This is a genomic window from Bergeyella anatis, assembly GCF_036016955.1.
Lineage (GTDB): Bacteria > Bacteroidota > Bacteroidia > Flavobacteriales > Weeksellaceae > JAYWXI01.
Map to the genome: position 1 here is coordinate 177,390 of NZ_JAYWXI010000004.1, position 15,293 is coordinate 192,682.

Sequence of the window (15,293 nt, forward strand, 5' to 3'; positions counted from 1 at the left end):
ATAATTCCATGATTAAAGTTAGTGATAATGCAAAAGAAAAAGCCTCGGTTCTGATGAAGGAAGACGGCTTCAATCCCGAGACAGATTACATCCGCGTCGGGGTAAAAAGCGGCGGATGCTCCGGGTTGGAATACGTGCTGAAGTTTGATAATCAAACAACTGATGCCGACCAGCTTTTCGAGGATAACGGGGTGCGTATCGTGGTGGATAAAAAATCCATCCTTTATTTGGCAGGAACCACTTTGGATTATTCGGGCGGGCTTAACGGAAAAGGATTTGTTTTCAACAATCCTAATGCGGCCAGAACCTGCGGATGCGGGGAAAGTTTTAGTCTGTAGAACCACAAGAGGCACTCCGAAAAAACACCGGTGTAGCTTCTTTTATTTCGAAAATACCTTATGAAAAAATATACTGAAGACGACCTTAGAGAAGATCTGAAAACCAAGGAATACGAAGCCGGATTTTATACCGACATCGAATATGAGGATTTTCCAACTGGGCTCAATGAAGACATTATACGGATGATCTCCGCCAAGAAAAACGAGCCGGAATGGATGACGGAATGGCGTTTGGAAGCCTATCGAATTTGGCAAAAAATGGAAGAGCCGGATTGGGCAAATATTCGTTACGAAAAACCTGATTTTCAATCGATAAAATACTACGCCGCACCGAAGAAAAAACCGGAATTGGCCAGCTTGGATGAAGTGGACCCCGAATTGCTCAAAACCTTTGAAAAACTGGGTATTAATATCGAAGAACAAAAACGGCTTGCAGGTGTAGCGGTGGACATCGTAATGGATTCTGTATCGGTTAAGACAACGTTTCAGGAAACATTGAAGGAAAAAGGGATTATTTTCTGTTCGATTTCCGAAGCCATACAAAATCACCCTGATTTGGTTCGGAAATACATCGGTAAGGTCGTGCCTCGCGGGGATAATTTTTATGCCGCGCTTAACTCGGCCGTATTTTCAGACGGATCATTCTGTTACATTCCCAAGGGCGTGAAGTGCCCGATGGAGCTTTCCACTTATTTCAGAATCAACCAAGCCGGAACAGGGCAGTTTGAACGCACCCTAGTTGTTGCCGATGAAGGCAGTTACGTTTCTTATTTGGAAGGATGCACGGCTCCAGCCAGGGACGAAAACCAACTGCATGCGGCCGTGGTGGAGCTCATCGCGATGGACGATGCCGAAATAAAGTATTCAACCGTCCAAAACTGGTTTCCGGGGGATGAAGAGGGAAAAGGAGGTGTTTACAACTTCGTAACGAAAAGGGGATTATGTGAAAATCGTGCAAAAATTTCATGGACGCAGGTGGAGACCGGCTCGGCCGTGACTTGGAAATACCCCAGCTGTATCCTGAAAGGCGATCATTCCATCGGAGAGTTTTATTCGATTGCCGTGACCAACAATCACCAATACGCCGATACGGGCACCAAGATGATTCACATCGGTAAAAACACCCGTTCGACCATCATTTCCAAAGGTATTTCTGCAGGAAAATCCAATAACTCTTACCGCGGATTGGTCAAGGTAATGCCTTCGGCCAAGGGAGCCCGAAATTTCTCTCAATGCGATTCGCTTTTGATGGGGAACGAATGCGGCGCTCATACTTTCCCTTACATCGAAATCAAAGATCCTTCCGCCCAATTGGAGCACGAAGCCACGACTTCCAAAATCGGGGAAGATCAGATTTTTTATTGTAACCAAAGAGGCATCGATACCGAGAAAGCCATTGCACTCATCGTCAACGGCTTCAGCAAGGAAGTTCTCAATAAACTGCCGATGGAATTTGCCATTGAAGCTCAAAAACTTTTGGAAATTTCCTTGGAAGGTTCAGTGGGTTAAACCGCAAACAAAAACGACTGACTATCACAAAAAAATCACATTTACTTCTCCCTCAATAAAAGGAGAAACAGCCATAAAAAACAGTAAAAATGCTAAAAATAAATAACTTACACGCCAAAATAGAGGATGGGGCAACGATTTTGAAGGGAATCAATCTTGAAATCAATCCCGGCGAAGTTCATGCCATCATGGGACCTAACGGTGCCGGAAAATCTACGCTTTCTTCCGTGATCGCAGGACGGGAAGATTACGAGGTAACCGACGGTGAAATTCTCTTCGAAGGCGAAAACATCGTGGAAGACGCGCCCGAAGAAAGAGCTCACAAGGGAATTTTTCTTTCGTTTCAGTATCCCGTGGAAATTCCCGGGGTTACGGTAACCAACTTTATCAAAGCAGCTATTAACGAAACCCGCAAAGCCAAAGGGTTGGATGAACTTCCGGCGAAAGAAATGCTGGCCTTGGTCCGTGAAAATGCAGAAAAATTGGAAATCAAAAAAGATTTCTTGGGACGCTCCCTCAATGAAGGTTTCTCCGGCGGGGAGAAAAAAAGAAACGAGATTTTCCAAATGATGATGCTTGACCCCAAATTAGCCATTTTGGACGAGACCGATTCCGGCTTGGATATCGATGCCCTACGCATCGTAGCCGACGGGGTGAACAAATTTAGAAACCAAGGAAATGCCGTGCTTTTGATCACCCACTACCAAAGGCTTTTAAACTACATCCAGCCCGATTTTGTTCATGTTTTGGCCGATGGCAAAATCATTAAAACAGGCGATAAAAATTTGGCGCTGGAGCTTGAAGAAAAAGGCTACGACTGGCTGACCAAGTAAAACGTTTGACACTCCTATTTAAATAAAAATATAACTTCAGCCGCTCTTGTGATTCATCTCATTGAGAGGCTGTGAAAAGGCTTAACAATGGCGTTATACGAACAAATCATACAAAATCATCCTTCCTTTTTGCAAGGGCTCCGTCACCACTTCTTGAACGAAGCTAGGGCTGAGGCTCTAAAATCGTTTGAGGCCAAAGGATTTCCGACCAAAAAAGAGGAAGAATACAAATACACCAACCTCCGCGAAATTACAGAAAAAGATTACTCTTTTTTCCCTGCCGAAGCGCATCACTTAACCAAAACCCAACTTGATGAACTTCATTTGGGCGAAGAGCATTTCGATTGGATTGTATTTGTCAATGGGGTTCTTCGCAAAGAACTCTCGAATATTTCTTTGGAAAACGCAGAGTTTCTTTCCATGGAGCATGCCTTGAAAGACCCACACCATAAAGGGGTTTTTGAAAACTACTTCGGGCAAATTGCCACAAAAGGAAATGCACTTGTAGACCTCAACACGGCCTACACCCGCGAAGGTTTTTTCCTTCACGTTCCGAAAAACGTGGGGATTGCAAAACCAATTCATGTGTTTTATCTCTCTCAAAATCAATCTGAAAACACTTTTTACAATACGCGAAACCTTCTAATCGTGGAAGAAGGGGCTAAGGTGGAAATCATTGAAAGTCACCATAATTTTGATGAAACTTTTGTCTTCACCAATGCCGTAACCGAAATTTTCGCCGGTAAAAATGCCAAGGCCGACTGGCACAAGCTACAGAACGACAATGAGCAATCTGCACTTGTTGACCATACGTTCGTGAAACAGGAAAGAGACAGTTTGGCAACCGTAAATACATTCTCATTCGGAGGAAAACTGGTTCGCAATAATTTGGATTTTATCCACGGAGGTGAAAACATCAACTCTTTTATGAACGGGATTACCATTATCGGAAACGAACAACTGGTTGACCATCATACTGCGGTGCATCACAATTTCCCCCATTGCGAAAGCTATCAGAATTACAAAGGCATTTTCAAAGATAAAGCCAAAGGAGTCTTTAACGGAAAAGTTTTCGTAGACCAAATTGCTCAGAAAACCAATGCTTACCAACAAAATAACAACGTCTTGCTAAGTGAGGGGGCAGAAATCAACACCAAGCCCCAGCTTGAAATTTTCGCCGATGATGTAAAATGTTCTCATGGGTGTACCGTGGGGCAGTTGGACAAAGAAGCATTATTCTACCTCCGGGCGAGAGGAATTTCCAAGAAAGAGGCACAGGCACTCCTGCTTTACGCCTTTGCCAACGATGCCATGCAAAACATCGACATCGAACCTTTGAAACTAAAACTATCCAAACTTTTAGCTGAAAAATTAGACGTGGCAATGGGTTTTTAAACGAATCTATTTTATTTATCAAAATTCCCTTCCTCGGATAGGGAATTTTTGCTATATTGACGCCTATGAATCTGCAATATGTCAAAACACATATCGACGCTTACAACAGGCACCATCAAGTTTTGGATGCGGCCCGCTATCTTTTGAGAGTGTTCGGCCTGGAACACCCGAACCTCTCAAAATTCGATTACCAACAGGATGTTCCCGAAGGGCAACTCTTGCTCACGGCCGTAGGTTCTATTCCCGGGAAGCAGGTAGTTTATATTCCGGAAAATCTTTTTGATTTCGACCTTTCTTTGGTTTTAAACCTTTTAGCTCACGAGATGCTTCACGTCAGGCAAAAAGCCGAAGAAACACTGGTAGAAGACAAGAACGAGAGAGAATGGCAAGCCTATACGGAAATGTTGTTTCATAAACATTTTCCCCATGTTCCCGAAGCGTCGGATTTTCACCGAAAGCAGTTTGCCCAAAAAGCACTACTCTATTACGATCGGATGGGCTCCGACAGCGCACTGCAGAAAAAATACATAGAAGAAAAACTAAAAGTAGAACAGCTTTTGGCCGAAATAGAAAAAAAACTAAACTCATAACCATTCCTTCAAACCCATGATTCAACATATTCCGATCGAAAAAGTACTCTTTCTTGATATTGAGACCGTTCCCCAAGAGCCCTCTTGGGATACCCTTAACGACACCGAGCGAAAACTCTGGGAAAAGAAAACCCATTACCAAAGGAAAGACGAGGTTTCGCCCGAAGAGTTTTACGGCCAAAGGGCGGGCATCATGGCCGAATTCGGAAAAATCATCTGCATCTCGGTAGGAATGCTGGAAAAAAACGGTAAACTCCGCATCAAAAGTTACGCAAGCGACAACGAAAAAAAACTTTTGGAATCTTTCGGTGCTCTCTTCAATAAACCGCGGCTTCGCGATGTGATTCTCTGTGCCCATAATGGTAAGGAATTTGATTTTCCTTGGATTTCCCGGCGTTTTCTAATCAACGGGATGCCTCCTCCGGTGCCGTTTCAGATGTTTGGCAAAAAACCTTGGGAAATTCCCCATCTCGACACCATGGAATTGTGGAAATTCGGCGACTACAAATCCTTTATTTCGTTGGAACTCATGGCCCACATTTTTGGAATCCCTACCCCAAAAGATGATATTGACGGCTCTATGGTTTCATCTATTTATTATATAGAAAAAGATTTATTTAGAATCGTTAAATATTGTGAAAAAGATGTCTTAACTTTGGCCAATGTTTTCCGAAGAATGAGGCAAGAAGATTTACTCCAACGTCACGATGCCTAAAATCGCCCGAAGAAAACAAAAAATCTTATAAAAAGTTGTTAAACTCCGTGCAATGAAATATACCGACGATAAAATCGCAACCATCGGCGAAGAGATCATCAAAACCCTAAAAACGATTTACGATCCCGAAATCCCCGTGGATATTTATGAATTGGGCTTGGTATACGATGTCCAGATTTCAGACGAAGGGGCTGTAAAAGTCGTTATGACCCTTACAACGCCCAATTGTCCCGTTGCCGAATCGCTTCCTCAAGAAGTCAAAGAAAAAGTATCGGAAGTGGAAGGCGTAAACCATGTTGACTTGGAACTGACTTTCGAGCCCGCTTGGAGCAAAGACATGATGAGCGAAGAAGCCAAGTTTGAACTCGGCATTTTATTCTAACCTCTTTTTAATCTCGTTCTACAGCGATAGGCTTGCCCCTGCGGCTCCACTCGCTCCATGAACCTACGTACAAAGAAGGAGGCGGAAATCCTGCTAAAACCATTGCCAAAACCGTATGACAAGCCGTCACTCCGGAACCGCAATGCACTATGCAATCTAGATCTTTTTTTAAAAATTGGGCATATTTCATACGCAACGCTTCGCGCCCTAAGAAAAAACCCTCGGCATTGAAATTTTCAGAAAAAGGAAAATTAATCGCTCCCGGAATATGCCCAGCAACCGTATCAATAGGCTCAAAGTCCCCACGGTAACGAGACGACTCCCTTACATCAATAACAAGTGCCGATCCATCGGAAAGTTTTTGTTCCACTTCTTCAAGGCTTACCGTCGGCAGCATCCAATCGTCGGGAATTTTCACAACGTTTTTTTTCACCGCTTCCTCTCCGCTCCTAATCGGCAGTCCATACGCTAAGGCTGCCGGCCATCCTCCGTTAAGCACTCGAACCCAATCAATCCCAAAAGCCCTAAGCATCCACCAAACTCTCGCCGCCGCATTCGCCCCACCCTGAGCATCATAAACCACCACACGGGATTGCGCCGTGATTCCCAAATCGGAAACCGTTTTTGCAAAATCAAACAAGTCGGGAAGCGGATGACGTCCACCTTGAGAAGGCGAATGAGAAATAGCAGACCAATCCTTTTCCAAATCGGCAAATAAAGCCCCTTGGAGATGCCCCGCAAGATATTCGGCTTCGGCCTGCTTTCCCGTACGGGCATCCAATACCACCAATAAAGGGTCTTCTAAACATTCTTTCAATTCGGAAACCTCAATAATCGGCGGACAAACAACATGCATGATTGAATTGAGTTATTAAGCGTTCAGCGGTTAAAAATGAAAAATAGTTTTGGCCTTATTCCATGCCGACTCAAAATTGAGGAGATGAAGTTTATGATCCTCCTTTTTTTTCTGTAAAAAATTAATCACCTGCTCGGTGGGCATATTCCCCACCAAATCGTCCTTGGCCATCGGGCATCCACCAATCCCCTTAATAGCCGAATCAAACCTCCGACAACCGTTTTCGTATGCCGCATTTAGCTTGGCATAAGCCTCCTGATAGCGGTTATGAAAATGAGCGCCAAATTCTACCGAAGGATAGCGGGATGGGATTTTTTCAAAAAGCAAAGCTATGGTTTGAGGTGTGGCCACGCCCGTCGTGTCCGACAGCATTACCGTTTTTATGCCTATTTCATTGAAACGCCCCGCCCAAAAATCAACGTCTTCCCATTTCCAAGCCTCTCCGTAAGGGTTCCCGAAAGCCATCGAAAAATAAAGGGTAAGCACCTTGTTTTCCGCTTTCACCATACGGTAAATTTCCTCCACTTGACGAAAGGCCTCCTCCTGATTTTTGTTGGTATTGCGATGCTGGAATGTTTCGGATATGGAAAAAGGAAACCCCAGAATATCGACCGCCTCGTGGCTTAGCGCTCTTTCTGCTCCGCTGATATTAGCCACAATAACCGACAGCTTGGTCTCCGAACGCGACTTGTCGATATTCCGCACCACTTCCGAAGTATCCGCCATTTGAGGAATGGACTTTGGCGAAACAAAACTTCCGCAGTCCAACACGTCGAAACGCACCTCCATCAAAGCATTGATGTAGTCGATTTTGATTGGTGTAGGAATAAACTCGCCCCAGCCTTGCATGGCATCACGGGGACACTCGGTCAAAAACATTTTTACTTTTTTTGATTTTGGTAAAGATAATATTTTTCAATTTATCCCAAAAAACAAAGCAAAACACTACAAAACAACACCTTACAAACTCATAAGAGAAAGTCGAACTTTTTTATTCCCAGGACTTCCACCCTGCCTTTTTTTCATCTTCCTCCTAAATTCATTAACTTTGTTAAAATTCAAAAAAGACCTCATCATGCAGACCATAGATTTCAACTTGGAATGGAAACTGAAGCTTCAAAATCGCTTCATCACTTACGCTAAAATCTACTCTACCAGCGACCCTGAAAGCACGAGTACCCCTTCAAGCCCCCAACAATGGGATATTGCGAAATACATTTTCGAAGAGCTTAAAAACCTGGGACTTTCGGACGTTTCCTTGGACGATAACGGTTACATCATGGCCTACCTCCCGTCCAACCTCGAAAACGACGACGAACCCACCGTGGGATTTATTGCCCATTATGACACTTCGCCAGATTTCAATGGGAAGAATGTCAACCCTCAGATTTGGGACGACTACGACGGAGGCGACTTGGTTCTAAACCAAGCTACTGGCTTCACCCTTTCTCCTTCCAGATTTGAAAGTCTTAAAGACTATGTCGGAAAAACCCTTATCACCACCGACGGCACAACCCTACTGGGCGCAGACGATAAAGCTGGTGTTGCCGAAATCGTTACGGCAGCAGAGTACCTTTTGGCTCATCCCGAAATAAAGCACGGCCGAATTGCCATCGGCTTCACTCCGGACGAAGAAATCGGTCGCGGAGCCCACCTTTTCGATGTTAAAAAATTCGGGGCCGATTGGGCCTATACCATGGACGGTGGAGAGGTCGGCGAGTTGGAATACGAAAACTTCAATGCCGCCGGAGCAGTGGTAACCATTCACGGCTTAAGCGTCCATCCGGGATATGCTTACGGTAAAATGATTAACGCCGCTCTTTTGGCTTCGGAGTTTGCAGGAACCCTTCCCGCAGATCAAACCCCTTCGACCACTAAAGGCTTCGAAGGCTTCTTCCACCTAATGGATCTTAACGCCGACGTTTCCCAAGCCAAATTGCAATACATCATTCGCGATCACGACGAAACAAAATTCGAAGAGCGAAAACGTCTAATGCAGCAAAAAGTAGACGAATTCAACCAAAAATACGGCGAAGGCACCGCCGAAGTGGAAATCAAAGAACAATACCGCAACATGAAACAGCAGTTCGAAGGTAAAATGCACATCATCGACATTGCTGCCCAAGCCATGAAAGACGCAAACATCGAACCCAAAATAAAAGCCATCCGCGGGGGAACCGACGGCGCCCAACTTTCTTATATGGGACTGCCCTGCCCCAATATTTTTGCCGGCGGCATCAACTTCCACGGCCCTTACGAATACGTCGCCCTGGAAAGTATGGAAAAAGCGGTAAAAGTTATCGTAAACATCGCTAAAGCCGTGAAAAAACACCCTTCTGCTTAATCCCATTCTTTTGATTATCAAATAAATGGATTTGAAAAATTAACATTCAGATAACCCCCAATTCATATTGGGGGTTTATTTTTGTGAAAAATTACCATGCCCAAAAACAGACGTCTCGTCGAAATCGTCATCCTCTCGGACATTCATCTCGGGACCTACGGTTGCCACGCTACTGAACTTTTAGCCTACCTAAAAAGCATCCATCCTGAACTCTTAATTCTCAATGGAGATATTATTGACGGCTGGGCCTTTAGCAAAAATTATTTCCCCAATGCCCATATGGCCGTGCTAAGCGAATTATTCAAGATGATGAAAAAGGGAACCCGTATCGTCTATATCACGGGAAATCACGACGAATTCCTACGCAAATACACCGACATGGAAGTAGGCAACCTCCTGCTGACCGACAAATACCTCTTCCAAATCGGAGGAAAATCCCACTGGGTTTTTCATGGCGACATCTTCGATTACACCACCAAGGGAAGCGCTAAAATTATCGCTAAAATCGGAGGCTGGGGGTACGACTGGCTCATTTTAGCCGGACGCGCCGTGAATTGGGGATTAAAACTCTTTGGACGCCCCAAAGTTTCCCTCTCGAAAAAAATAAAAAACTCGGTAAAAAAAGCCGTAAAATTCATCTCCGATTTTGAAGAAAAAGCCATCGAACTGGCCATCGACCATCGCTACGATTGCGTCATTTGCGGACACATCCACCAACCCACCGACAAAACCGTAAGCACCGCCAAAGGCAGCGTGCGCTACCTCAACACCGGAGATTGGATCGAAAACCTCTCCTGGCTGGAATACCATAACGGCGAATGGAAACTGAAATTTTACGAAGACGACCATTACGAAAAGCCCGCAATCGAAACCAAAAACATTCGCGCCAACACGGAAGCAATGGTTTTACCAAAAGAATTAACGGCCCTCAACTTCGTTAAACCATAGAGCAAAAACCAATGCCCTATGATTTTCGCAGCTCCTTGGCTTTTTCCTTGGCAGCCTCGTTTCTTTCAATTTTATGATCGGGTCTGGTCCACTTGGGGTTCTCTCCCAAAGGGCAAATTTGGCTGTCCTCCTTCTCTACCACTTCTCTTTTCGGATGTTTTTCGAACGGAGTTTGAGGTTTAATCCCCAATTGTTCAAAAAGTTTTCGGTCTTCGTTCACATCCGGATTGGGCGTCGTCAAAAGCTTATCCCCCGCAAAAATGGAATTGGCTCCCGCCAAAAAGCAAAGCGCCTGCCCCTCGTTGGAAAGCCCCGTCCTACCCGCCGAAAGGCGAACCTGAGTCTTAGGCAAAACGATACGGGCCGTGGCAACCATACGCACAAATTCAAAAATATCTACCGGTTCCTCATTCTCCATAGGAGTCCCTTCCACCGCTACCAAAGCATTAATCGGAACGGATTCCGGCTGAGGCGTCATGTTCGCTAAGACCTTCAACATTCCGCAGCGGTCTTCAATACTCTCGCCCATGCCAATAATCCCCCCCGAACAAAGCGTAATAGAAGTTTTCCTGACGTTATCAATCGTTTCCAGACGATCTTCGAATGCCCGGGTCGAAATGACTTCTTTATAATACTCCTCCGAACTGTCAATGTTATGGTTATAGGCATAAAGCCCCGCTTCTTCCAAACGTTTGGCCTGATTCTCGGTAAGCATTCCCAACGTACAACAAACCTCCATGTCCAACTTGGTCACTTCCCGAACCATATCCAATACCTGATCGAACTCCGGACCATCTTTAACATTCCGCCAAGCCGCTCCCAAGCACACCCTGGAAATACCATTGGCTTTCGCTCTTAGCGCCTGAGCCTTCACTTGGTGAACCGGAAGCAAATCGTGGATTTTCACTTCCGTATGGTAACGCGCCGCTTGAGGACAGTAGCCACAATCTTCGGGACAACCGCCCGTCTTTACGGAAATCAGAGAAGAAATCTGAACCTTATTAGGGTCATGATAGGTGCGATGCACCTGAGCCGCCTGAAACACCAAATCCAAAAACGGCTGGTGGTAAATATCTAGAATCTCTTGCGTTGTCCACGTCTTGCTCATAATACTCTAAAATTTGAAAGAAGTCAAAAATACGGAAAAAAGACGGAGTAAAACCTCTTTTTCCTCAAAATTAGGTCTGTTTCAATGATCTCAGCCTATCTTCGGTTATTCTTAAGAAAAGCATCCCAGCCCTGCGCCGTCAGTTCGGCTAATTCGCCGCTTCCCGCCAAAACCATATGGTTGCCTTGCTCTGCTTCCACCGCATGGCCAATCACCGTAAAATCCAAATGCCCCTTGATTTTTTCGTAATCCGCCGCCGAAATGGTCATTAATAATTCGTAATCTTCACCTCCCGAAAGAGCCGCCATCACCGGGTTAAGGTTAAATTCCTCGGCCGTGGCAAAAGTCAGCGGATCAATCGGAATTTTGTCTTCATACAAACGGAACCCCACTCCGCTTTGGTCCGAAAGATGTAAAATCTCGGAAGCCAAACCGTCCGAAACATCTATCATAGCCGTAGGTCGAACCCCCAACGCTTCCAAAATAGGTTTGATATCCGTGCGAGCCTCCGGCTTAAGCTGACGTTCCAAAATATAATCGTACCCGTTCATTTCCGGCTGCATATTAGGATTGGCCAAAAACACCGCATGCTCCCTTTCCAAAATCTGAAGCCCCATGTAAGCACCGCCCAAATCGCCTGTCACCACAAGTAAATCGCCGGCTTTTGCTCCGCTCCGCCGAACCAGATTAACCTCATCCTCCAAGCCCAAAGCCATAATACTCATCACCAACCCCGAATTAGAACTCGTGGTATCCCCACCAACCAAATCCACCCCGTAACGTTTACAAGCCAAAGCAATCCCTTCATAAATCTCTTCCAAAGCCTCCACCGGAAAACGATTCGAAACCGCAAGCGATACCAAAATCTGAGTGGGCAAAGCATTCATAGCCGCCACATCGCTAAGGTTCGTTACAACCGCCTTATAGCCCAAATGTTTCAAAGGAACATACCCCAAATTAAAATGCACCCCTTCCGCCAAAACATCCGTCGTAACCACCACTTTTTTCGTAGCCGCATCAATGATTGCCGCATCATCGCCAATCCCCAAAAAAGACGACGAATTATTTAAACTAAATCTTTCGGTTAAATGTTTTATCAATCCGAATTCGCCCAAGGATGAAATCGGCGTCAACTGAGGATTTTTATCTTCAAGCATGGTAATATGCGTTTTTTACGTTTTTAAAAAATCAATTTTCTTCTCCCGATCCCCAAAAACCAGCCTCCAAGTTTTCAGGACGAAAAGGAAGGTTCCTAAGATCCTCCTTCGTTAAAATCGCCCGATCTTCGGATTGATACCTCTCGATAATCTCCATAATATCCTGTGGCGGTGTAGTCGATTTGCGAAGCATCATATCAATCCAAACACCCGTAGCCTCAGCCGTTGCGCAATGCGTACCATCTTCCAAATAAAACTTATGTAAAAAACGGTAAATCCCACCATCTTCCGATAATCCGCTAATTTCAACCCCGACATAAACCTTCTGCCCATGGTATATCTCTTTGAAAAAAGAATACCTCTCGTGCAAAACAACCGGACCAATCCCCCAACGATGAAGAGCCGAAAGACCGATCTTATGCTTCTCCATAAACGCCATTCGGGTTTGGGCACAATATTCCACATAGGTGGAGTTAGCAAGATGGCGGTTGGCATCAATATCGCTCCAACGCACCTCAAACGGATGATAGTAGACTGACATTACAAGTAAAATTTACGCTTAAATATTTTGCCGCCAAAAATACGGATTAAACATGGTTTTAAAAAATCGTATTTTTGCCCCTCAACGACCGAGAGCCGCCTCTCGATTACAACACCCAACCTCATGCAAAAAAAACAAGTCATCATTATCGGCGGCGGTGCAGCCGGCTTTTTTACCGCAGCCAATTTGGACGAAAACAAATACCACGTTACCATTTTGGAACAAAACAGCAACGTCCTGCAAAAAGTAAAAATCTCCGGAGGCGGACGGTGCAACGTCTCTCACGCCTGTTTCGATCCGATGGAACTCGCCCGATTTTACCCCCGAGGAAACAAAGAACTCATCAGCGTGTTTTCCAAATTTCAACCCGGCGATACCATGGCTTGGTTTGAAGAAAGAAACGTCACCCTTAAAATCGAAAAAGATCAGCGGCTATTCCCCGAAAGCAATTCTTCGCAAACCATCATCGATGCTTTTCTGAAAGAAGTCGAAAAGAAGAAATTCGATATCAGACCCAAAACCACCGTAAAAGCCATCCTAAAAGAAGAAAACAACTACCGCATAGAAACCAATCAAACCCATTATCACGCCGATATCATTGTCTTCACAACCGGTAGCTCTCCAAAATCCCTCAACATACTCAAAACACTGGGCCATCGCATTGTGGACGGCGTCCCCTCGCTTTTCACCTTCAACATCAAAGACCCCTTACTGGAAGGACTATCCGGCACCAGTTTTGAGCACGCCGAAATCAACCTCCCGCAATTCAAAGCCGAGGAAAGCGGGCCTTTACTCATCACCCACTGGGGACTTTCCGGCCCAGCCATATTGAAACTATCCGCTTGGCAAGCCTTAAATTTGGCCGCCGTCAATTACCGATTCGAAATCGAAGTAAATTTTATTTCTCAAACCGAAGCCCAAGCCGAGACCCTTTGGGAAGATTACCGCGAAAAACACCCTAAAAAAACAATCGGCCAAGCCAAAATCTACGGCCTAACCAATCGGTTTTGGAATAAACTCTTGGAAATTTCGGAGGTAAACCCCAATAAACCCTTGGCCCAAATAGACAAAAAAGAAAAACAATCCCTACTGAAAAACCTTTGCCGGAAAAGATTTACCGTAACCGGAAAATCCACATTCAAAGAAGAATTCGTAACCGCCGGCGGTGTGGAACTAAAGGAAATTAATTTCAAAACCATGGCCTCCAAAATTCTGGACAATTTCTACATTGCCGGAGAAGTCCTCAATATCGATGCCGTGACGGGAGGGTTTAACTTCCAAGCCTGCTGGAGTGAAGCCTGGCTCATCGCCCAAGACCTTAACGGAAAAACGGAAAATTAGGCAATCACCCCACTCCCCAAAAGTTCGTCCCCGTCATACCACGCTGCGAACTGCCCCTCCGCAATCGCCGATTGGGGCGTTTCAAATTCGATATACAACGCCTCTTCAAACTGATACAAAACCGCTTTTTCCAACGGTTGGCGATACCTTATGCGGGCCATAACCTCCTTACACTGCCCATTCGCCAAACGCAAATCTTCCCGAACCCAATGAACGTCCTCACGCTCAATTTTCAACGCCGAACGGTACAGCCCCGGAAACGAATGCCCCTCACCCACAAATAAAAGATTCTGAGACATATCTCTGGACACGATAAAACAGCTTTCCTTATGCCCCCCAATTCCCAAACCTTTACTTTGGCCAATGGTATAATACTGCGCCCCCTGATGCTTGCCGATAACCTTTCCGTCTTCTCTTTTGTACCTGATTTTTGAAGCTTTATAAGCCAGCTCCTGCTCCTTGGTTTCAAACTCAGGCATCGGTTTGGAAAACGCCTCAAAATCCCTGAAGATTTCGACAATTTCACCCTCTTTAGGTTTTAGTTGCTGCTTCAGAAACTCGGGAAGACTCACCTTACCAATAAAGCACAACCCTTGGGAATCTTTCTTCTCCGCCGTCACCAACCCCAATTGCTTGGCAATTGCTCTGACCTCAAGCTTAGTAAGCTCACCTATCGGAAACAGAGCCTTAGAAAGCTGCTTCTGACTAAGCTGACACAAAAAATAACTTTGATCCTTATTGGCATCTTTTCCCGCCAAAAGACGATACACCTCCTGTCCTCGCTCATCCGAAAAGGCTTCCACCCTTGCATAATGCCCCGTGGCCACCTTATCCGCTCCCAAAGAAAGCGCCGTTTCCAAAAACACATCAAATTTCACCTCCCGATTACAAAGCACGTCGGGATTGGGTGTTCGGCCTTTTTCATACTCCGAAAACATATAATCGACAATTCGCTCCTTATACAAATCGCTCATGTCAATCACCTGAAAAGGAATCCCGAGCTTCTGAGCCACCATCAAAGCATCATTACTGTCCTCAATCCAAGGGCATTCGTCCTCCAAAGTCACGGAAGCATCATTCCAATTTCTCATAAAAAGACCAATGACTTCATGCCCCTGTTGCTGGAGCAGGTAAGCCGCCACAGACGAGTCCACCCCGCCGGAAAGCCCTACGACAATTTTCATGTTTTCTACATTTGATGGTTTAAAAAAGCCCTTAATTGGAAAGGGCATTGCA

The 15,293-nt window shown here is 45.2% G+C and carries 16 protein-coding genes; 10 read left to right on the forward strand and 6 right to left on the reverse strand.

The genetic code is table 11. The annotated features are described in order from the left end of the window. The first annotated feature begins 8 nt into the window (after positions 1 to 8). From VQ048_RS04610 to VQ048_RS04640, 7 genes are all read left to right on the forward strand, one after another. Positions 9 to 338, forward strand: a complete 330-nt coding sequence (locus VQ048_RS04610) for a HesB/IscA family protein (protein WP_327610513.1) — start codon at positions 9 to 11, stop codon at positions 336 to 338. Positions 339 to 398: 60 nt separating this feature from the next. Beyond that, positions 399 to 1,847: a Fe-S cluster assembly protein SufB gene (sufB, locus tag VQ048_RS04615; RefSeq protein WP_327610514.1), complete on the forward strand. Its 1,449-nt coding sequence runs from the start codon at positions 399 to 401 to the stop codon at positions 1,845 to 1,847. A gap of 89 nt (positions 1,848 to 1,936) precedes the next feature. Continuing rightward, the gene (gene sufC / locus VQ048_RS04620; protein WP_327610515.1) at positions 1,937 to 2,680 is read left to right on the forward strand and encodes a Fe-S cluster assembly ATPase SufC; all 744 of its coding nucleotides are present in this window, start codon (positions 1,937 to 1,939) and stop codon (positions 2,678 to 2,680) included. Positions 2,681 to 2,767: 87 nt separating this feature from the next. Continuing rightward, complete coding sequence (gene sufD, locus VQ048_RS04625; protein WP_327610516.1) at positions 2,768 to 4,075, forward strand: Fe-S cluster assembly protein SufD; 1,308 nt, start codon at positions 2,768 to 2,770, stop codon at positions 4,073 to 4,075. A gap of 65 nt (positions 4,076 to 4,140) precedes the next feature. Then, a complete protein-coding gene (locus VQ048_RS04630; protein ID WP_327610517.1) occupies positions 4,141 to 4,665 on the forward strand; it encodes a hypothetical protein in 525 nt (174 codons plus the stop codon). 16 nt (positions 4,666 to 4,681) lie between these two features. After that, a complete protein-coding gene (locus VQ048_RS04635; RefSeq protein WP_327610518.1) occupies positions 4,682 to 5,380 on the forward strand; it encodes a 3'-5' exonuclease in 699 nt (232 codons plus the stop codon). Positions 5,381 to 5,432: 52 nt separating this feature from the next. After that, positions 5,433 to 5,762, forward strand: a complete 330-nt coding sequence (locus tag VQ048_RS04640; RefSeq protein WP_327610519.1) for an SUF system Fe-S cluster assembly protein — start codon at positions 5,433 to 5,435, stop codon at positions 5,760 to 5,762. Between the two features lie 7 nt (positions 5,763 to 5,769). On the opposite strand, the gene VQ048_RS04645 is transcribed toward VQ048_RS04640, so the two are convergent. Continuing rightward, complete coding sequence (locus tag VQ048_RS04645; protein WP_327610520.1) at positions 5,770 to 6,618, reverse strand: sulfurtransferase; 849 nt, start codon at positions 6,616 to 6,618, stop codon at positions 5,770 to 5,772. A gap of 30 nt (positions 6,619 to 6,648) precedes the next feature. After that, the gene (locus VQ048_RS04650; RefSeq protein WP_327610521.1) at positions 6,649 to 7,497 is read right to left on the reverse strand and encodes a hydroxymethylglutaryl-CoA lyase; all 849 of its coding nucleotides are present in this window, start codon (positions 7,495 to 7,497) and stop codon (positions 6,649 to 6,651) included. Positions 7,498 to 7,693: 196 nt separating this feature from the next. On the opposite strand from VQ048_RS04650, the gene pepT reads away from it, so the two are divergent. Together pepT and VQ048_RS04660 are read left to right on the forward strand one after the other, a co-directional pair. After that, the gene (pepT, locus tag VQ048_RS04655; protein ID WP_327610522.1) at positions 7,694 to 8,962 is read left to right on the forward strand and encodes a peptidase T; all 1,269 of its coding nucleotides are present in this window, start codon (positions 7,694 to 7,696) and stop codon (positions 8,960 to 8,962) included. Positions 8,963 to 9,058: 96 nt separating this feature from the next. After that, positions 9,059 to 9,910: a UDP-2,3-diacylglucosamine diphosphatase gene (locus tag VQ048_RS04660; RefSeq protein ID WP_327610523.1), complete on the forward strand. Its 852-nt coding sequence runs from the start codon at positions 9,059 to 9,061 to the stop codon at positions 9,908 to 9,910. A 16-nt stretch (positions 9,911 to 9,926) separates the two neighbouring features. On the opposite strand, the gene bioB is transcribed toward VQ048_RS04660, so the two are convergent. The 3 genes from bioB to VQ048_RS04675 form a co-directional block, all read right to left on the reverse strand. Further along, complete coding sequence (gene bioB, locus VQ048_RS04665; RefSeq protein WP_327610524.1) at positions 9,927 to 11,018, reverse strand: biotin synthase BioB; 1,092 nt, start codon at positions 11,016 to 11,018, stop codon at positions 9,927 to 9,929. Between the two features lie 95 nt (positions 11,019 to 11,113). Further along, positions 11,114 to 12,175, reverse strand: a complete 1,062-nt coding sequence (gene thiL / locus VQ048_RS04670) for a thiamine-phosphate kinase (protein ID WP_327610525.1) — start codon at positions 12,173 to 12,175, stop codon at positions 11,114 to 11,116. A gap of 31 nt (positions 12,176 to 12,206) precedes the next feature. Next, the gene (locus VQ048_RS04675) at positions 12,207 to 12,716 is read right to left on the reverse strand and encodes an acyl-CoA thioesterase (RefSeq protein WP_327610526.1); all 510 of its coding nucleotides are present in this window, start codon (positions 12,714 to 12,716) and stop codon (positions 12,207 to 12,209) included. A gap of 123 nt (positions 12,717 to 12,839) precedes the next feature. Here VQ048_RS04675 and VQ048_RS04680 point away from each other — a divergent pair, with 123 nt between their 5' ends. Next, positions 12,840 to 14,057, forward strand: a complete 1,218-nt coding sequence (locus tag VQ048_RS04680; RefSeq protein ID WP_327610527.1) for a BaiN/RdsA family NAD(P)/FAD-dependent oxidoreductase — start codon at positions 12,840 to 12,842, stop codon at positions 14,055 to 14,057. On the opposite strand, the gene mnmA is transcribed toward VQ048_RS04680, so the two are convergent. Then, positions 14,054 to 15,241 (reverse strand): tRNA 2-thiouridine(34) synthase MnmA, encoded by a 1,188-nt coding sequence (gene mnmA, locus VQ048_RS04685; protein ID WP_327610528.1) that lies wholly within the window; start codon positions 15,239 to 15,241, stop codon positions 14,054 to 14,056. The genes VQ048_RS04680 and mnmA overlap by 4 nt on opposite strands. Positions 15,242 to 15,293 lie beyond the last annotated feature (52 nt).